This is a genomic window from Halomicrobium sp. HArcht1-1 (assembly GCF_058933285.1).
In genome coordinates this window covers 1739884-1758610 of record NZ_JBZYDL010000001.1, presented here as the reverse complement: position 1 = coordinate 1758610, position 18727 = coordinate 1739884, and the positions used below count along the sequence as shown (strand labels likewise).

General features: G+C 65.3%; 17 protein-coding genes. 6 read left to right on the top strand and 11 right to left on the bottom strand.

Going from position 1 to position 18727, the window contains the following annotated elements:
* Positions 1-114: 114 nt before the first annotated feature.
* Genes AC5FRZ_RS09270 through AC5FRZ_RS09260 form a run of 3 tightly spaced genes read left to right on the top strand, consistent with a single transcriptional unit; the run spans position 115 to position 2864 of the window.
* Entirely contained in the window at positions 115-801 is a 687-nt protein-coding gene (locus AC5FRZ_RS09270) for a hypothetical protein (protein WP_170094434.1), read from the top strand.
* 3 nt (positions 802-804) lie between these two features.
* Positions 805-2400 carry a spermine/spermidine synthase domain-containing protein gene (locus tag AC5FRZ_RS09265; protein ID WP_170094433.1) on the top strand — a complete coding sequence of 532 codons (1596 nt, stop codon included), beginning with the start codon at positions 805-807 and terminating at the stop codon, positions 2398-2400.
* Positions 2397-2864: a DUF2617 family protein gene (locus tag AC5FRZ_RS09260; protein ID WP_170094432.1), complete on the top strand. Its 468-nt coding sequence runs from the start codon at positions 2397-2399 to the stop codon at positions 2862-2864. The genes AC5FRZ_RS09265 and AC5FRZ_RS09260 overlap by 4 nt, the downstream gene beginning before the upstream one ends.
* Here the strand turns inward: AC5FRZ_RS09260 and AC5FRZ_RS09255 are convergent, their stop codons facing one another.
* From AC5FRZ_RS09255 to AC5FRZ_RS09230, 6 genes are all read right to left on the bottom strand, one after another.
* Positions 2865-3461, bottom strand: coding sequence for a DUF8108 domain-containing protein (locus AC5FRZ_RS09255; RefSeq protein ID WP_170094431.1), 597 nt, complete (start codon positions 3459-3461; stop codon positions 2865-2867).
* Between the two features lie 2 nt (positions 3462-3463).
* On the bottom strand, positions 3464-3730 hold the full coding sequence (locus tag AC5FRZ_RS09250) for a hypothetical protein (RefSeq protein ID WP_170094430.1): 267 nt from the start codon (positions 3728-3730) through the stop codon (positions 3464-3466).
* Positions 3731-3788: 58 nt separating this feature from the next.
* A complete protein-coding gene (locus tag AC5FRZ_RS09245; protein WP_493564439.1) occupies positions 3789-5903 on the bottom strand; it encodes a pentapeptide repeat-containing protein in 2115 nt (704 codons plus the stop codon).
* A 76-nt stretch (positions 5904-5979) separates the two neighbouring features.
* On the bottom strand, positions 5980-8799 hold the full coding sequence (locus AC5FRZ_RS09240; protein ID WP_493564438.1) for a DEAD/DEAH box helicase: 2820 nt from the start codon (positions 8797-8799) through the stop codon (positions 5980-5982).
* Positions 8800-8877: 78 nt separating this feature from the next.
* On the bottom strand, positions 8878-11307 hold the full coding sequence (locus AC5FRZ_RS09235) for a methyl-accepting chemotaxis protein (RefSeq protein ID WP_493564437.1): 2430 nt from the start codon (positions 11305-11307) through the stop codon (positions 8878-8880).
* Positions 11304-12536: an ABC transporter substrate-binding protein gene (locus tag AC5FRZ_RS09230; RefSeq protein WP_493564436.1), complete on the bottom strand. Its 1233-nt coding sequence runs from the start codon at positions 12534-12536 to the stop codon at positions 11304-11306. The genes AC5FRZ_RS09235 and AC5FRZ_RS09230 overlap by 4 nt, the downstream gene beginning before the upstream one ends.
* Before the next feature lie 201 nt (positions 12537-12737).
* On the opposite strand from AC5FRZ_RS09230, the gene AC5FRZ_RS09225 reads away from it, so the two are divergent.
* Complete coding sequence (locus AC5FRZ_RS09225; RefSeq protein ID WP_170094425.1) at positions 12738-13001, top strand: hypothetical protein; 264 nt, start codon at positions 12738-12740, stop codon at positions 12999-13001.
* Here AC5FRZ_RS09225 and AC5FRZ_RS09220 read toward each other — a convergent pair.
* The 4 genes from AC5FRZ_RS09220 to AC5FRZ_RS09205 form a co-directional block, all read right to left on the bottom strand.
* Positions 12998-13153: a DUF7837 family putative zinc-binding protein gene (locus AC5FRZ_RS09220; protein ID WP_493564435.1), complete on the bottom strand. Its 156-nt coding sequence runs from the start codon at positions 13151-13153 to the stop codon at positions 12998-13000. The genes AC5FRZ_RS09225 and AC5FRZ_RS09220 overlap by 4 nt on opposite strands.
* Positions 13154-13222: 69 nt before the next feature.
* On the bottom strand, positions 13223-13972 hold the full coding sequence (locus AC5FRZ_RS09215; RefSeq protein ID WP_493564434.1) for a metallophosphoesterase: 750 nt from the start codon (positions 13970-13972) through the stop codon (positions 13223-13225).
* A complete protein-coding gene (locus AC5FRZ_RS09210) occupies positions 13972-15546 on the bottom strand; it encodes an RPA family protein (RefSeq protein ID WP_493564433.1) in 1575 nt (524 codons plus the stop codon). Before AC5FRZ_RS09210 ends, AC5FRZ_RS09215 begins: the two co-directional genes overlap by 1 nt.
* Positions 15543-16814 (bottom strand): Single-stranded DNA binding protein, encoded by a 1272-nt coding sequence (locus AC5FRZ_RS09205; RefSeq protein ID WP_493564432.1) that lies wholly within the window; start codon positions 16812-16814, stop codon positions 15543-15545. The genes AC5FRZ_RS09210 and AC5FRZ_RS09205 overlap by 4 nt, the downstream gene beginning before the upstream one ends.
* A 339-nt stretch (positions 16815-17153) precedes the next feature.
* Between AC5FRZ_RS09205 and AC5FRZ_RS09200 the strand changes: the two genes are divergently transcribed.
* Positions 17154-17618: a hypothetical protein gene (locus tag AC5FRZ_RS09200; RefSeq protein WP_208627348.1), complete on the top strand. Its 465-nt coding sequence runs from the start codon at positions 17154-17156 to the stop codon at positions 17616-17618.
* Between the two features lie 42 nt (positions 17619-17660).
* Positions 17661-18332: a 2,5-diamino-6-(ribosylamino)-4(3H)-pyrimidinone 5'-phosphate reductase gene (locus AC5FRZ_RS09195; RefSeq protein ID WP_493564431.1), complete on the top strand. Its 672-nt coding sequence runs from the start codon at positions 17661-17663 to the stop codon at positions 18330-18332.
* 69 nt (positions 18333-18401) lie between these two features.
* Here the strand turns inward: AC5FRZ_RS09195 and AC5FRZ_RS09190 are convergent, their stop codons facing one another.
* Positions 18402-18686 carry a DUF7545 family protein gene (locus tag AC5FRZ_RS09190; RefSeq protein WP_015763367.1) on the bottom strand — a complete coding sequence of 95 codons (285 nt, stop codon included), beginning with the start codon at positions 18684-18686 and terminating at the stop codon, positions 18402-18404.
* Between the last annotated feature and the right edge of the window lie 41 nt (positions 18687-18727).

Sequence of the window (18727 nt, the reverse complement as noted above, 5' to 3'; positions counted from 1 at the left end):
GGTTTAGTCGTTTCTGCCGAGCAGGTCCCACCGTCTGCCGGCCGCCACCACCGCTTTTCGCGTGGTGCGTTGCTTTCGCAACTTTCATTGTCCCAAACAGATAGTGCGTGAAATATGCGCCGACGATCGTTCGTCCGCGCGAGTGTCTTTGGCCTCGCCGGAATTGGTTCCCTCGCAGGCTGTAGCGGCTCCACGTCGACCCCTCCCAGAGAATCGGACGTCTTCGACGAGCTGCGAGTCAGCTCCGGGACGTTAGAAGTACCGCTGGTCGAGGAGCCAGTTGTCGAGTCACGAGCAGATGTGGAAGCGAGTCTCGACATCGCGGGCAGTGGACGCTCGATAGTCGGGACGGCACGAGGACAGAAAGGCGGTGGACGAGGTGGCGGTGCGACGGGACGCGGTGCCGGGGGATACGCGGCGGCACCGCACGGCCATCACGGTCGGGCGATCTACCATGGAGACGACGACGACGACGAGTGGCGCGAAGACCACCGTGACGAGATCGAGCAGTACCAGGCCGCTCACCAGCGAGTGGGGCTCGCGTATCTCGGGTCCGACGATCAGTACTCCGACGATCCACCAGGACCGGGTCCCGTCGACTGGGACGAAACCTGGTCCGATCCCAGCAAACAGACCCTGACCTACGAGAACGTTCGCCCCGGATGGTTCCGTGTCGGGTCCAAACTCGAAGCCGACCAGGGAACACACGACTTTGGCTGGGAAGCGATCGACTTCGAGGTCACCGAAGAGGGGACGGGCTACCAGATCGAGAACCCGTGGAAAGTTTCACCGCGCCTGTAACGCGTGCTCTCACACTTCCGTTCGTCACTGCGGTCCGATCGAGCGCTCCTGCTCGGCCTGACGCTGGTCGTTGCCTTCTGTAGCATCGTCTACGAACTGATCTACTCGGAGATGCTGCGAGTCCTCTTTGGCGGAACAGTCCTACGATACTCGATCACGATCGGCCTGTACCTGTTCTCGCTGGGGGTCGGTGCCTTCCTGTACAACTACGTCGGCGAAGCGGAGACGAACTTCTTCAGGATCGAGGTACTGCTGGCCGTCGTCGGACCGCTGGGGCTACTGGTGATGATCCTGCTCAACAGCGTTCCAGACGTTCGCTTTCCGGCGAAAGACACCGCTGTCCTCGTCGCCTCTCACCTGCCGATTATCGCAGTCGGCGTGCTTTCTGGACTGGAGATTCCGTTCCTGTCCTCGATGGTGACAAGCGAGCGCTCGGCGTTCAGCGAGGTGCTGGGCGTCGACTACTTCGGAAGCCTCGTCGGGACGGTGGTCTACGCACTCTTCCTCTACCCGTCGATGGGTTTGATCACCGCGATCGTCGTTCTGGGCCTGCTCAACGCCGTCGCGGCACTGTCGTTCGCAGTACGTTTCACCGAGAGCAGCAAGGCACTGCTGCTAGTCGGTCTCCTCCTTACCGGCACGTACGCCGGCGTGCTGGCCAACGAGCAGCAGGTCGAGGACTCGTTGACCGACTTCTACGTCGAGGGGGCGATCGAGAGCGAGTATCCGCCCGGCACGGCGTCGGTCGACGTGACCGAACGCCACACCACCAAGTATCAGGACGCCGTTCTGTACGAGCGACAGCTCACTGACGTGCCTGGCACTGATACGTGTTTACGGCTCGATATGGCCGTCCAGCTCTGTGACCGGTGGGTCGATTCTTACCACGAGGGACTGGTCGACGTGCCGATGTCCCAGTTCGAGAACGGGTCCGAGACACGCGTCCTGTTGATCGGTGGCGGTGACTGGATCGCCGTTGATCACCTCCGAGAGTACGGTGTCACCGTCGACCACGTCGACATCGACGGGGAGTTCATGAACTACACGAGAGACCACCCGTTCTTCGAGCAGTACCACAACGACGCCTACGAGTACGACCGACTGACGACACACGTCGCAGACGCTCGAACGTACCTCCGCTCGACAGATCGACAGTACGACCTGATCTTGCTGGACCTGCCAGGTGCGCGTTCCGACGACGCACTACCGCTGTACTCGACGGAATTTTACACGCAGTTACGACAACACGTGACCGACGACGGGATGGTGGCGACGTGGGTGTACTCCCGGCACAAGTTTGCGAACCACCACATGGCCTACGCCAACACTGTCCGCGAGGCCGGCTTTCGTGGCTACGTCGACTACAGCACATACGGCGACTTCGATCGGGACGGACAGTTAGAGCGTGGAGAACAGTTCTACTTGCTCTCCCCGAGCCCGAGCGAGAAACTGACACTCGAAACAGCACGAAACGCTCGAACGGAACGAGTGCAGTCTGCCTACGAACGCCGAGAGTGGCGCGCGATCGATCGATATCGGGGTGTCGAGCCAAACAGCATCTTCGATCCCAACTACGACATCGTCATCGGCTACGTATGAACCACGAACTGCTTCACTTTGGATACGAACTCACAGATCCGGACCGGCTGAACGTCTACGAGGAGACGACAGTGACCGTCGACGGCGTCGATTTCGCCGCTGCCGTCATCGGTAGCTCTCACTGCGTTCGTGCCCAGTCGCTCGGGTTCGCAGAGATCGCGTCCTGCGACGAGCGAACCGTCACTGGGAGTCGAACGATCGACCTTCGCCGACGAGACGCTCGCTGCGTCTCGTACGAAACTGAACGGGTCGCGTGTACGACGGAGATCCGCGTCGACCCGATCGAGCGCTTCCCGACCACGCGATCGTTCGATCTACGCTACGACTTTTCGGACCGTGCAGTAACCGCCGTCGACGCGGTCGACAGTGGCTACGAGACGTGGCACACGTATCCGGAACACGACTGTGCCGTCTTTACCGAAACCCTGTTCGAGCGACTCGGGGGACGGCCCGAAACGGGATGATCAGCGGAAGATCTCGCGTCGCTCTGCTTCGGTGAGTTCCACGTCTTCGTCGGGGACGTGGGGTGTACACTCGGGACACTCGTCCGACCCCGTTCGTTCCCCGAGCGTGACGGTGAACCCGAACACGGCGAGTACCGTCTCTTCGTGTCGTCGGACGATCGTCTCGGCGTCGCGGCCGCAGTTGTGACAGAACTCTCGCTCGGTGGCGTTGGTCTGGTAGGACACCATCGTATAGTCGAACAACCCGAGATCCGCGTAGGCCTCCGCTCGGTCGGTTCGCACGAGTTCGGGGCCGCTCTGTTCCTCGCCGTGACGATCGATCGAGTTCGCCACGCCTTCGTCGTCGTGGATCTCCAGGTCGAGCGACCGGGCGATCGAGACACTGTTTCGGTCGCCGTCGATACTGAGACGGACGGTGCTACCGCTTCCGTGTGCCGTGACCGAGTTCCGTTCGCCGCCGACAGTCAGGACGACGTCGTCGGTCGCAGTGAACTCGACCGATCCGCGCTCGCTCTCGACGGAGATCGTGCCTCCCACTTCCCCCAGTGACCGGGATTTGCGCGTGCCGACGACCCGTAGCTCGGAGTTCCCGCCCATCTTCAGAGGAAACTGTCGTCTTCGGACACGTCCTGTGCGTTGTCGACGTTGACGTCGCCTTCTACCGTTCCGGAATCGAGGGTCACGTCTTCGGATTGTTCGACGTGGACCTCACTGCTGTTCTCGACGATCACGTCCTGGGCCGACTTGATGACCAGTTTCCCCTCGATGCGACCGGCGTCTACGTGTACATCTTCGGCCGACTCGACGACGACATCCTCGGTTGCGTGTTCGACGATCACGTCTTCTCCGCTCACTCGTTCCGTCATGATCGAGCGTTCGGCGAGGACTCGAAAAGGTCTTTTCCCGTAGCGCACCCCGGGGGCCCTATATCTCTGAGCGTTTGATCAGACAGTACAACACCAGCCCCGAGAGGATGACGTTGACGTACACTTCCATCCCGGCCATCGCTCTCGCGGCGGCACCCTCCGGGCCGATGTAACCGTAGCCGATAGTGAGAAACGTGATGTAGCTAAAGTGAATATTCCGATAGAGGATCGACAGTCCCTCGGGAGAGAACAGACTTGGGGCACCAGAAATCGCCGGGATCGTCGTCGAGAACGCTGATCCACCGAAGGCGTACAGCATCGCTGGGAACAACGGGAAGAGCGCGAAGACCGCGACGATCCGCCCCAATCGCATTCCGTGACCGCAGGTGACGCCGAGGAACGCGTTCTCCACCGCGCGACTGGCGTTTTTCGCCCGCGTCACGAGATCGGTCGTCCCGTCTCTGGCGATGCCGACGTACTTCTTCCGGGCGAACTGCTGGCGTCTGACCCGGAACTCGCCAGCAGCCTTCATCTGGCCAGCACTGGAGGCTGCCGTCTTGGCTTTGAGATAGGTACGCTCGACGTTCTCGGGGGTCATCGGCAGCGCGAACGTCACGTCGGCGAAGTTCTCGTCGAACTCGTGGAGCGACCAGTCGTTTCGATCCAGGTAGTCCGTGTGAGCCGAGAAGTCGAAGTCGTAGCCGTCGAACTCGTTGAACTCCGTGTTGCAGAAACGGAAGTAGTCGAGGAGCTGTCGGTGGTCGCTCTCGGTGGTTGCACGCAACGACACGGAGCCCAGACTCGCGTTCGTCAGATCGTAACGAACCCAGCCTCCCTCTGGCTGACGGATCTCTCCGTCCTTGATGATCGCGCGGGTGAAGTCGACGTAGCTTTCGTTCGTGATCGGAACGACGTGGAAGACGGCGCGATCGAACTTTGCACCACGGAAGGTGGTCTCGGCAGCGAAGCGGGTGTCGACGAACGATCCGGAGCTGAAGACGGCGTCCTCGAAACCCGCCCGCGCGCCGAAGGTCGCTGCGTCGAACGAGGCGTCCTCTTCGAGGTGGTTGTCGGCACCGCGAAACTCCGCTCCGCGAAATATGGCGACGCCGTCGAACGACACCTGCTCGAAGCTCACGTCGCCGTAAAACCGGGCCTCGTCGAAGTCGACCTCGTCGGCGAACGTCGCAGCTTCGAAGGAAGCGTCGCCGTCGAAGCGGATACCCTCGAACGTCGCACGGCCGTTCACCGTGATACCGTCGAACAGCCCGTCTCGAAAGTGCGCGTCACAGGCGTTCAGTTCGTCGTCGAACACCGCTTGCGAGAACGTCGCGTCTTCTTCGAGTGAACGGGCACCGCCCTCGAACTCCGCTCCGCGAAACACCGCAGTGCCCTGGAAAGTGACCGACTCGAAGTCGACATCGCCACCGAAATCGACCTCGTCGAAGTCCGCTTCGCTCTGGAAGGTCGCACGGGTAAACGCCACGTCGCCGGTAAACGTCGTCTCTTCGAATCTGACACGACCGGCGACGGATACGTCTGCAAAGTCTGCGTACGTAAACGCTGCCTGACGGAAGTCGACCTCCCCCTCGAAGGTCGCATCCTCGAAACTGGCATTGTCTCCGAGTTCGTTCGACGCACCACTGAACGAGGCGGTTTCGAACGAGACCGACTCTTCGAAGCTGGCCCGTTCGAAGTCCGCATCGTTGCCGAAGTGTGCTTCCTGTAGTGTAACGGGGCCAGTAAACGTCGATCCCGTCACGTCGAACTGGTCGTCGAACCGCGCTTCGAAGGCGTCTACGTCACCGCTCACGGTCGACTCGGACAGTGATAGATCGAACTCGAAGCGGGCTCCAGAGAGTTCGAGACCGCCGATGTCACTGTTCTCGAAGCTGATCGGCACGGTCACGTCGGCGTCGACAGCGCTAACCGCCCCTTCGAACGTACAGTTCCTGAAGACGACCGGATGGTTGTTGTCGCTCTCGATCGTTCTGAAGTCGAGGTTTAGTGCCGGTAGCGTACAGTCAGAGATTACTTTCTCGGCCTGACTCCCGTGCTCGATCACCGAGAACAGAGCGTCGACGACTTCGTCGTCGCCGATATCGAGTGCCTCGCGCTCGTCGGGCGACCGTTCGAGGAGCGCTCTGGATTCCGATACCGCAGTCTCTGGCATGATCCATCGTGATCAACTGACGAACAAAAAGCTACCCAATCTCCAGCCACCGAGCAGATCGTGTGTGCAAGTGCCCTCACCAGAACGACTGTGTCCGTGCGTACTCGCGTTCCTGCTGGAGGATGTCCCGGTAGAACTCGTCTTCGTCCTCGCGGAGTTTGTTGATGATGCGAGCGGCGTTGTGGGGGCCGACACCGCGTGCGGCCAGTGCGATCACCGCCTGCTTGCCGTGGCTCTGGACCAGCGACGCCGACCGGTAGGCCCGTTCGGTCATCTTCTCCTGTTCCTCGTCTTTGTCCGCGGCTCGCACCGCCGCGATCACCTCCTCGGCCCACGGATTGAGTGCGGCGATGCGCGTCGACCCACAGTCGGGACAGTCGGGCTGGTCGCGGACGCGACCGACCTGCTGTTTGCGCCGCCAGTCCCGGCAGTGGAGACAGAACAGGAGCACCCGGTCGTTCTGGATGCGCTCCCTGACGGTCTGGATGACGCTGGCGTCGGCGTGTTCCGGCGAGAGCAGTTCCCGACCCGAAGAACGGCCGCCGAGGCCGATCGGCGTGCGGTCCCCGACGGTCTCGACAGCGATCGAGCCGGACTGAATCGCCGACAGGACCGTCTGGGTCGCTTCCACGGCCAGGTCCTCGTGGAACACCTCGCGGACGGCCTCGTCGTAGATCGGCGTGTCTTCGAGGGCGGCCAGCAGCCGATCGCGCCCGAACCGGCCCGAGCCAGAGCCCTGCCAGCGCTTGAGCGTGCCGAACTTCGCCGCGACCTGTGCGAGCTTGAACTTCAGGGCGTCGGCGTTTTTCAGGCTCAGCTCGATGATGTGGCGGACGTGCTCGGGATCGGTCGTCTCCAGCACGTCGATCACGTCGCCGCCGCTGACGCCGCTTGGCAGTTCGAGTTCGATCCGGTAGGGATCGACCTCCATCGCGACGGTCGCGCCGGCTCGCTGGCCGACCAGCGACGAGAGCAGTCGGCCGAGCGTCTCGTTGACCTGGTGGCCCAGACAGGCGTTGACGACGACCTCGCGGCCGTGCATCTCGACGACGATCGTCTCGTCGTCGGGGATGGGAGCCTCGTGGTCTCGGAGCTGTTCGAGCCCGCTCTCGACGGTGGCCGGATCGCCCTCGTAGCGCCGCGTGAGGTCACGAGCCACGGCGTCGGCCCCAGCGCCGTCCTGAAGCTGTCTGCCGGCGACGCGTCGGAGTTCGCCGACCTCGCGGGCGACCGCCTGTGGGACCGGAATCTCCTGGCCGACCCACGACGGCACCTCGCCGGCCGGGTCCTCGATCGGCGAGACCGTGACGACTTCCTCGTCCTCGTCGACGTTCGTGATCCGCCACATCTCCCCGCGCTGGATGAACACCTCGCCGGGGTTCGCGAAGTTGACGACGAACTGCTCGTCGAGCGTGCCGATCTGGTCGCCCGAGGCCACGTCTTCGACGTCGTAGGTCGCCTCGTCGGGGATCATCGAGAGGTTCTGATAGAAGTACTGCCAGGTCCCCCGTCGCTTCTCCAGTCGGTCGTCGTCCTCGTCGATCCAGATGACGCGGTTCTCACCGAGTTCGCGGACCACTTCCCGGAACTCGTCGACGGTCAGGTCCCGAAAGGGGAAAGCCCGCGTGACGATCTCGTAGGCTTCCATGGCGCGGATCTCGCCGACGTCCATGACGATGCCGGGCACCTGATTGGCTACGGTGTCGAGGCTGCCGTCGTGGATCTCGGCGGGCTCGACCTCGCCGTCGAGAGCCTGTCGCGTGATCGCCAGCGCCTCCAGCGTGTCGTCGGGGTGGGTGGTGACGACGGTTCCCGAAGACAGCAGGTCCCGGCGGTGGCCTGCGCGGCCGACGCGCTGGAGGAGGCGAGCGACCTGTCGGGGACTGCCGTACTGGACGACGTGGTCGACGTGGCCGACATCGATCCCGAGCTCCATGGACGAGGTACAGAGCAGAGCGTCGAGATCGCCCTGTTTGAAGCGGTCTTCCACGTCGATCCGCGTCTCCTTGGCCAGTGAACCGTGGTGGACCCCGAGGTTCGTGCCGAGTTCTTTGAACCGCGAGCCCAGCGCCTCCGCCGTCTGGCGCGTGTTGACGAACACCAAAACGGAGTCGTGGGCCGCGATCAGTTCGTCGATCCGGCGGACGTGGCTTGCGACCTCGGGGTCGGTGACGAGTTCGCTGGCCAGTCGCTCGTCGGCGTCGGTGACCGTCGGTCGGACCACGGACACGTCCAGACGGCTCCCGACGTCGACCTCGACGATCCGACAGCCACGGTCGCCGGTGAGAAAGCGTCCGACGGCCTCGGGATCGCCGACGGTCGCCGAGAGCCCGATCCGCTGGACGGGGCCCGACACCTCGCGCAGCCGTTCCAGCCCGACGGTCAGCTGTGCGCCGCGCTTGGCGGCCGCGAGTTCGTGGACTTCGTCGACGACGACGTGCTCGACGGCTTCCAGTGCGGTCCGGAGCTTCGAGCCGGTCAACATCGCCTGGAGCGTCTCCGGCGTCGTCACGAGCACGTCGGGTGGATCGTCGGCCTGCTGCTGTCGCTGGTAGTCAGTCGTGTCGCCGTGGCGCACGTCGATCTCGAGGTCGAGCGTGTCGCCCCACCAGTCGAGTCGCTCGCGCATGTCGCGGTTCAGCGCCCGGAGGGGCGTGATGTACAGCGCCCCGATGCCGAAGCGGTCCTCGTCGGCCAGCGCGTCGAAGACGGGGAGCATGGCCGTCTCCGTCTTCCCGGTCCCCGTCGGCGCGACGACGAGCGCGTCGTGGCCCGCCGCCAGCGGCGGAATCGCCTTTCGCTGGGGCTCCGTCGGCGTCGTAAAGCCCCGCTCGGACAGCGCCGAACGGACCGACCCGCCGAGTGCAGTGAACGCGTCAGCGCCCGTCTCACTCATCGCCACTGCTAACGGCTGGACGAGGTTAAAGATGCGGACGGCGCCGGTCCACAACGGCCCGAGTCGGGTGCGGACCGCTCAGTCGTCCGACGCGGCCGACACTTCGCCGGTGGTGCTTTCGGCGTCGGTGTCGAACTGGTTGACGAGTTCCTTCAGGTCACTCGCCTGGCTCGACAGCGACTGGATGCTGCTCGTGACTTCCGAGATCGACGCGGCCTGTTCCTCGGCCGACGCCGCGACGTTCTCCGACTCGGAAGAGGTCTCCTCGCTGATCGAGCCGACCTCCTCGGCCATCGAGACGACCTCCTCCATGGAGGCCGCCTGTTCGTCGGTCGCGTCACTGATCGCCTGGATCCCGGAGTTGGCGTCTTCGACCTGCGTGACGATCTCCGAGAGGGCCTCCGTGGCGTTTTCGACGGTCTCCTTGCCGTTGTCGACGCGGTCGCCCATCTCGCGGATGTCGTCGACGGTGTCGTCCGTCCGGGACTGGATGCTCTCGATCAGCGACGCGATGTCGTTGGTCGCGTCCTGGGTCTCCTCGGCCAGTGCCTTGATCTCGCGGGCCACGACCGCGAACCCTTCGCCGGCTTCGCCGGCTCGGTTGGCCTCGATGGAGGCGTTCAGCGCCAGCATGTTCGTCTGGTCGGCGATGTCGTCGATCAGCGTGACGACCTCGCCGATCCGCTCCATCTCCGAGGCGAGGGACTCGACCTGCTCGACGGCCTCGGTCGCCGTCTCGTCGATCGCTTCGATCTCGTCTGCGGCCAGCTGCCCGTATTCGCGTCCCTCAGCGCCAGTTTCGGCGGCGCGCTGGGACTTCGAGGCGACCTCGTCGGTCGAGGACGTGATCTCCTCGACGGTCGCCGAGAGATCCGTCATCTCCCCGCTGACCTGCTGGATGTGGTCGTTCTGACGGTCTGCGCCCTCCGCGATCTGCTGGACGGACCGACTGACCTGTTCGCTCGCGGACTTGACCTCCTGTGCGCTCGCGGAGATCGACTCCGTCGAGGAGTCGACGGTGCCGGCGAACTCCTCGATGCGGACGACGGTCCGTTCGAGCTCCGAGACCATCTCGTTGAAGCTCTCCGCGATGTCGACCATCGCGTCGTAGTCGCTGTCGGTGTCCATCCGCTGGGTGAGGTCGCCGGCCGCGGCACTGTCCATCACGTCACTGAACTGTTCGGCCTTCGCTTCGAGGGCGGTCGCCATCGACTCGGCCTCCGCCTGTGCGGACTCTGCCTCGTCTTTGGCCTCCTCGATGTTGGCGATCAGCTCCTGGATGTCGCCGCTCATCTTCTCCAGCGCCGCGCCGAACTCGCCGGGGATCTCCTCGTCGAGCGCGGGGTCGTCGAACCGCTTCTCCGAGATCGCGTCGGCCTGGTCGGCGGCGGTCGTCAGGTACGACTGCATCGCGGCGAAGGCGTCGTACAGCTGTCCCATCTCGTCGATGCGGTCGGTCTCGGGGATCGAGCTGTTGATGTCGCCCGCAGCGATGTCCTCCGCGCTCTCGGCCACGTGGGCGAGCGAACGGGCGGTCCCTCGGCCGATCGTCGCACCCACGACGAACAGCGCGCCGACCGCAAGCGCAAGCAGGAGTCCGATGTTCTCGGAGACGGCCGACTGGAGCGCGAACGCGCGGTTCGCGGGCACGTGATAGAGGAGGACCCACTCCGTGCCGGTGATCGGCGTGTACGCCATGACGTACTGACCCTCGTCCATGCCGGTTCGAGCCGAGACCTGTCTGTACCCGGTCTCACCGCCGAGTGCCGACTCGACGGCCGTCTCCGTCGAGCCGTCGGTCGTCTCGTACTGTTCGAGGAGCGATCCCTTTCGGTTGTCCAGGACGATCCGCCCGTCCTGGCTGACGACCTTCACGTCGCCGGTGGCGAACGGCGAGGTGAACTCGTGGGATCGCGCTTCGAGCGACGCGGTCAGCACCACGTACTGATCGTTTCCGGGCACGGGCTGGACGAACGCGATGACCGGCTCGCTACCGCTCTCGTACGGCTCGGAGGTCGAGGTCGGCCCCGTGGCGACGATCGCGCCGCTGCCGTCGGTCCACGGCGCTTCGACGGCGGCCAGTGACGTGCCCTGGAGGCCGTCGTCGGTGCTCGCGACGACGGACCCCTCCGCGGCGTCGACGTAGTGGAGCGAGCGAACGTCACCGGGGAGCCCGATGAGCTTCTGTTCGAGCCATCGCTGGTTGTCGGCTGCGCTCTCGCCGGACCGATCCGACAGCGAGTCGGCGAGGAACGACGCCGTCGACTGCTTGGTCGAGGACCACTCGGAGATCGACGCGGCCTGTGACTCGGCGACGCCGCGGATCTGGTCTTCGGTCTGGCTCTCGACGAGCGACTCGGTCTCCAGAATGACGAGCCCCCCGCCGGCCGCGAGGACGAGGACGACGCCGAGCAGCAGGACGCCGAACTTCGCGGCGTACCGTCGTCTGATCACGTCCGGGAGGGACCGCTCGATCGAGCTGACGAGCCGCTTGCTTCCCCAGCTCATTGTTGGCCCCCCGATTCGAAGAAGCCCCGTTGGAGCAACTCCAAGGACTCGACGACGCCGCCGTCGATCCGCTGGATGAGGTACGAACTCAGCGGTTCGAGATTCTCGGTCAGGTCGACACCGCCCGACGCGCCCTGATAGTTCAGCTCGCGTCCCGCGTCCGTCAGCGAGCGCACTTTGTCGAAGTCGCCGACCGAGACGGTGTGTCCCGTCCCGCCAGAGACCGACTGGATCGTGTCCGCGATGGCCGGGCCGGTCGTCTCGCCCGCCTGCTGTGCGGCGGCGGCCATCAGGAACATCGCGTCGTAGCCGTTGGCGGCGAACGCCGCGAGTGAGTCGATGTCCGAGAGTCGGCGCACCAGATCGAAGTACGCGTCCGTCCGCGACGAGGACAGCGACGCGCTGTAGAACCCTTCGTAGTACGACGGCACGTCGCCGCCGAACATGCCCGCGGAGAACACCCACGGAACGTCTTCGTCTCGCTGGCTGTACGCGTCGAGAATGCCCCGTTCCTGTCCGGAAACGCTCGTAAAGGCGACCGCGTCCGGGTCGTTCTCGAAGACGGTATCCAGCGTCCCGGCGAACGAATCGGCTTCGGAGTCGTAGCGCACGTCGGCGACGATCTCGGCGTCGAGCAGCGACCGCTGTGCCGCCGCGAGCCCGGCACCGAACGAGTTGTCGATGCTCAACAGTGCGACGGAGTCGGCACCGATATACAGCGAGTCGTCGACGACTTTCGCCATCGCCGCCGCCTGGAGCCCGTCACTGGGAACGGTCCGCCCGAAGTACTTCCGATCGTCGGCCCGCCCGGCCGTCGTCAGTTGCGGTGCCGTACTGGCCGGACTGACCTCCATGATCTCGTCGTCGGCGACTTCCTGTGAGAGTGCGATCGACACGTCACTGACGAGTCCGCCGACGAGTCCGACGCCGCCGCTCTCGGCGAACTCGCGGTATCCTTCGACCGCGGTCTCGACGGTCGCCTCGCTGTCGATCGCCGTCAGTTCGACCTGTTGTCCGTTGATGCCACCTGCCGCGTTGATGTCTCGAACCGCCTGCTCGGTCGCCCGCTTGCCGTGTGTCCCCACCTGTTCCAGGGGTCCACTGAGAGGATACACGGCCCCGAACGAGACAGTCTGGTCACTGCCGCTGAGAGTACCCAAGCAGCCCGAAGAGAGGCCAACCGCCGCGGTACCGACGGCCGTTTTGAGCACGTTACGTCTAGTACGCATGGTCCAAAGGAAGCTAGTTTTGTTATAAAGGCGTTCCGCAGATATTATCAAATGTGAAATACTGGTGGACAGATGGGTGAATGTATGCGAAATTCTCCCAGAAATTTATACGACGGCTGCCTATCTCAAGGCCGTCGGATACACAGTAATCGCTCCCGCGCGGGACGCCAGCCATATGTTCGCGCTCGCCCGAACGACTGTATGAACGCTCGCGTCCTCTATCTCGTCTCGTTGACGGCGTTCGGCGTCGTCTCGGTCGTCGACACCGCACTCGCCGCATCCACCGGTCTCACGACGATCGACTGGATCACCGGTGGCGTCGGCGCGCTGGTCCTGCTCACCGCTCTGGCGGGGTTCTCGAATCCCGAGGAATCCGGTGCGCCGACCGAGAGCGGGCCGCTGCTGTGGGTCGTCGTGGTCGGTGCGTCGCTGTTCGTCCTCACGACGATCGCGACATGGTTCTAGACCGGGTGGACCACTTCCCGACAGCCCGGACACTCGGCGTAGGACTCTCGTCCGGCGTCGGTCTCGTACTCGATGATGACCAGCCCGAGCGGGATTTCGGTCTCACAGTCCGGACAGCGCCCCAGCGTGTGGTCCGACGATACCGCGCCCATGGTGGACAGCCCAGTGCTACCCACCTTGTTATACGCCCGCTACTGGCCGGTACGGTCGGACTACGGCCTTCAAATCGATCGGTACCGACCGAGACGCGTGCCGTCGAGGAGGTAGGCCTCTCCGTCGGCCAGTCCTGCCGGGAGGAACGGGGAGAGAAACTCCTGGCCGGCGACGTTGACCCACGTGCCTCCAGAGCGGTCGTTGAACGCCGGGCACACGACGAGATCGGCGTCGATACCCAGTGCGCCGTCGAACTGGCTCTCGAACGGCGCGGGGTCGACGCGTCCGCGGAGCCACGCGCGCTCGACCCGCCGGCCGCCGACCTCGTCTTCGAGACGGACGACTGGGTGTTCGTGGCCGACACAGACCACGTCGGCTCCGAGCACCGCTCGACTCGGCCAGGTGTGGCCGTGTGCGAACCCGACCGAACCGATCCTGACGCCGTCGCTGGGTGTGACCGTCACGGGCGTCGCCGCGTCTGCACAGAGTTCGTCGATCCCGCCGTCGTGGTTCCCGCGAACGACGGTCACCGGGACCTCGACCGCGTCGAGGAGCGCCGTCACCTCCTCGCGTTCGGCCCCTGCCGGATCGCCGATCGAGTGAACGAGATCGCCGAGGACGACCAGTCGGTCGGGCGCGGTTTCGGCGAGCAGATCGAGGAGCCGGTCACGTCGCACGTCGGCGTCGCTCGCCAGTTCGACGCCCTCGCGGCGCAGTCCCCGCTCGATACCGGCGTGGTAGTCCGCGACGACGAGACAGCGCTCCTCGCCGGTGGCTGCGACCGCAGCGGGGCGGTCTGGAACCGGTTCGACGCCCATCAGATCGGCTTCAACAGACCGTCGTCGGGCTCGTAGCAGCGCCCGCCCATCAGTGCGTCCTGGATGGCGTCCTCGACGGCGTCGGGATCGCCGCCGGTCCGATCGACGACGGCGTCGACGACCGCCGTCCGGGCTGCGCCGTCCCCGTCGTCCAGATCGTCCATCACGTCCATCACCGCGTCTTCGAGATCCACGTCGGTCGCGTCGTCCTCGTCGGTCGAGTCGGCGCTTCGGGCGGCTTCGCCCTCACTCGGCTCGGCGTCGGACGACGGCTCCGCGTCGGCTGCCGTGGTGCTCTCGGCGTCGACGGCCTCGGGATCGGGCGTGTCGATGTCGGCCGCTCCGGGTTCGTCGACCTCGGTCCCGCTCTGGAACTCCGTGCCGTACTCGGACTCGATCTCCTCGCGTTCGCTCTCGTCGAGTTCGAACTCGGGGTCGAACTCCCCGAGGTCGTCGTCCGTCGACTCTGTCTCCGCCGTAGCGGACGGATCGGTGGCAGCCGTCTCGCGGTCTGACGCTGACTCGTCGGTGGGCTCGTCGCTCGTCGCGTCGATCTCGTCCGGCGACGGTTCTGTCGTCTCGCCTGGGGACGCTTCCACTGTCTCGTCCGTCGAGTCGGCTCCGGACGGTTCTTCGTCGGCCACGTCGCCGACGCTCTCGGTCGTCTCGCCCGCGGACTCGTCGTCGATCGAGGGGACGTCCGAACCGCTCGGCTGCTGGCCCGTCGTCGCTTCCGCGGTTCCCGCACGCTGGTCGTCGGCCCCCTCGTCCGGTCGGTCTGTTTCGCCCGGTTCTTCGGCGACCGTCTCAGCCCCTTCGTCGTCGGCCGAGTGTTCGATCGGTCGCTCGACGAGGCCGGCGAGTCGATCGTCGCTGCCCTGTCCCGGTCGGACGGTCAGTGGCTCGACCTCGTCTCGCTGGCCGGCGACGACGCGGGCGGCGTCGGTCGCGAGGTCCCGCACTGCCGCGAGGTAGTCGCCGGTCGTTCCGTACCGTTCCAGTGCGATGGGGATGCCAGCGGCCACTCCCTCGTCGACGCCGTGGTCGACGAGCGCCGCCCGCAGGTCGTCGCCGGTCAGGTCGGCGTGTTTGCCCTCTGCGGCGCGTGCCACGCGGTCGATCGTCTGCTCGGCCGTCTGGACGACCCAGCGGTCCCGCGTCGCCGCGTCGACCTCGCTGATCGACTCGGGCCGAACCGAGGTGTACACCTGATCGCTGTCGTCGGGCTGGTAGGTCCGAGCCTTGCCCGTGACCGCCACGAACGTCGGCGGGTCGGCACTCTCCAGGAAGGCAAGCGCCTCGGGCTGGTACTGGCCGGCGTAGACGACGAACGGACCCGAGGGGTCGACGACGCGGGCCCGGAGGTAGTCTTCGCTGACCGTCTCGACCTCGGTCAGCACGCCCACCAGGAACACTCTGTTCACGCGTGCGCCGGTCGGCGTGACGACGTAGTTGGGCGCACGCTCCTCGTCGCTCTCGGAGTACGAGAAGTCCGCGTCGTCGAACTCGGCGGCAAAGAGGCGATAGGCGACCTCGCGCCGACCTGCGCCGCCCTGGTCCTCGTCGGTGCTCATGGCTCGACCTCCGCGAGCAGCGTCCGAGCACGCTCTGCCGGGTCGTCGTCGCTCTCCTCGAAGCTGGTCGCGTCGAGGTTCGCACCGTACTCGTCGACCGACAGCGAGCCACGGACGACGTACTCCAGGCCGACGATGCGGTCGGCGATCCGCTCGGCGACGACCTCCTTGTCCATCGCGTCGCGCGCGTGCTCTGTCGCGTCCGCGAGGTCACCCCCGTACACCTCGGCGGTCAGTTCGTCGTCGAGCACGACCGTCACGGTGGCGCTGCCGTCGTCGAGGATCGCCTTCGTCCGCAGGTCGTCGACGGCGTCGACCGTGCCGTGGCTCCGGCACTGGCCGTTCTGGACGACGCGGCCACACTCCGGACACCGCTCGATCAGTCCGGAGCCGTCCCGGACTTCGATGATGTTGCCGGTCAGCTCGACGTCGAAGAGTCCGCCGGAGTCGACGGCCTCGCGAATCGGCATCTGCTGTGCGTTCTCGGTCGCCGAGACCGTTCGGTCCAGCGGCGTCACCGTCGAGAACTCCGAGACGTTGATCGACGGCGCGCCCCGGAACTCCCGGACGAACACGTCTTCGATGCGGATCGACGCGTCGGCTTCGATCTCGGCGTGTGGGTCCCAGTCGGTAAAGGGGAGCCGGGTGCTCTCGTCGCCGAAGACGCCGCTGAGGATGTCGGTCTCGCCGTTGCGGCCGTCGATCGTCTTCTCCTCGACCTCCAGGACCTGCACCTCGACGTTGATCCCGCGGTCGCCCGGCGCGAGCGTCGCGAGTTCGGCGTCGCCGCCGATCTCGTAGGGCACGTCCAGCGGCTCGTCGGATCGCTCGATGCTCGTGCTCTCGCCGAGGTTCAGCTCGGGTCGGCCGTCCCACTCGCGGACACCCGCGTTGCCCGCGGTGATCGTGTCGCCGGCAGCCAGTCCGAAGTCCTCCCAGGCCGTGTACGAGATCGTCCCGGTCTCGTCGGCGAGTTCGCCCTCGAAGATCACCTGTTCGTCGCCCTGGTACTGGATCGACCGCTGACCGACGGTCAGCACTCGGGCCGTGACGGTGACGTTCGAGTCACTCGCCGAAATGTCGGCGATGTCTTTGCTCGATGGCGTCGTCCCGCCCTCGCTGCCGTCCCCGTACTTGCGTCTGAGGCTCTGCTTTGCCTCGTCCATCGGGACGGAGTAGTTCACGAGATTCGCCAGATCCTCTTTGACCTCCTCTTTGTCGACACCGAGGTCGGAGGCGAGTTCCTCGGCATGCTCGTCGAGTGTCATCGGGCCGTGGTTCGGCGGCGGCGATGAAAAGCGTTCGGTGGTGGGCCGACACCGCGACCGAGCGGAGACGAACGTGTACGTATTCTCCCGTTGACGTATGGCCAGCACGTTTTTATTCGAGATAACGGTACTTCAGGCGTATGCCACAGTGCGGGGTCACACTGCCGGCCGTCCGTCTGTTACGAACCTCGGGACGGGGTCACGAGTCTCTCGAAACGGTGAGAGCCGACAGTATCACGGGCGACAGCTCGGTGCGTCGACGGCGATCGAGCGCGGGACTGGTCGGCCCGCGTTCGCTCGGTGACGGACGTGAACGACAGCGCCAGCGGGGTCGATGACATGGGCGGCGCATTCGGGAAGAAGCCCTCGGACGCCCACGTCGTCTGGACGAACAGGGACGGCGAGGGAGAGGGCAAGAAGAAGTTCGACTTCGAGTATCTGGAGCTGTGGGCCGCGCACTTCGGCGTCGACTACGAAACCCGAACGCGAGTCGACCACGAGCGGTCGGATCAGCCACGCGAGCAACACGTCGTGATCTTCGAGTGGGAAGCGCTCGAAGCGGAGACGATGGAGCTGGGGGACACGGAGTGGACGATGGGTCGCCAGCGAACGCCGCGTACCTTTATCGAAATCGATAGCCACGGCGAGGGTCGGATCAAGAGCTGGTCGTCCGAGATCGTCGTCGACGTGCGCGAACTCTGGCTCGACGGGCCGGCGGTCAGGCTCCGGACGAGCGCCCACGGCAAGAAGGCCATCGACGCCCGGAAGCTACTGGCCGACGGCAAGCGCGAGTCCGAAGCATAGCGTTTCGTAACCGGTTTTTGCGCCACTTCCCTCCTGACGATCATGCACGTGGTCGTCAACGCCGCCATGAGCGCCGACGGGAAGCTGTCGACGCGCCGCCGCGAACAGATCGAGATCTCGGGAACGCGGGACTTCGACCGAGTCGACGAGCTGCGCGCCGAGAGCGACGCGGTCATGGTCGGGGTCGGGACGGTGCTGGCCGACGATCCGTCGCTCACACTCGACGACCCCGAGCGCCAGCGGGCCCGCGAGGAACGTGGCGAGCCCGCCAATCCCGCGCGAGTCGTCGCCGACTCGCAGGTCAGGACCCCGCCGGACGCACGCGTCCTCGACGGGGCAGCACTCACATACCTGCTGGTCAGCCAGGCGGCACCGACGGACTTCGTCACGCAGATGGAAGAAGCGGGCGCGACCGTCATCGCAGCCGGCGAGGACCGCGTCGATCTGGTCACCGCACTCGCCAAGCTGGAGGGCGACGGCATCGACCAGCTGATGGTCGAGGGCGGGGGCGAGCTGATCTTCTCGCTGTTCGAGGCGGGACTGGTCGACGAGCTCTCGGTGTTCGTCGGCTCGACGGTGATCGGCGGACGGGACGCCCCGACCCTGGCAGACGGCGAGGGATTCGTCGACGAGTTTCCGGCGCTCTCGCTCGACGATGTCGAGCGGGTAGACGACGGCGTCCTCCTCTCGTGGACGGTCACCGACGCGGCGTGAGCGTGTCGATGGACCGTTATCTCACAGCCGACAGTACGGGAGCCGTCGCCTCGGAAAACGAGATCGCAGTCAGTGGTCGTGGCCGGTCAGCTCGGAGAACGTCGCACCGAAGCGCTCTTCGAACAGCTCCATCGCCGTCTCGTTGACGGACTCGATCTCGGCGTCGGGTTCGCCCTGTGCGTGGTGGACGGCACCGTGGATCCGCTGGGCCATGCCGAACATCGCGATGTCGCCGACGACTTCCGGATCGGACTCCTCGCCTTCTCGGAGCATGTCCACGAGCGCGGTCGGGACGGTCAGTTCGTCGCGTTCTTCACCGGCTTCGAGTGTCACGGTGACAGTGTCGTCTGTCATGACTGCTCGTTGGCCGCCGCTACGTAAAGGGACTGCGGGTC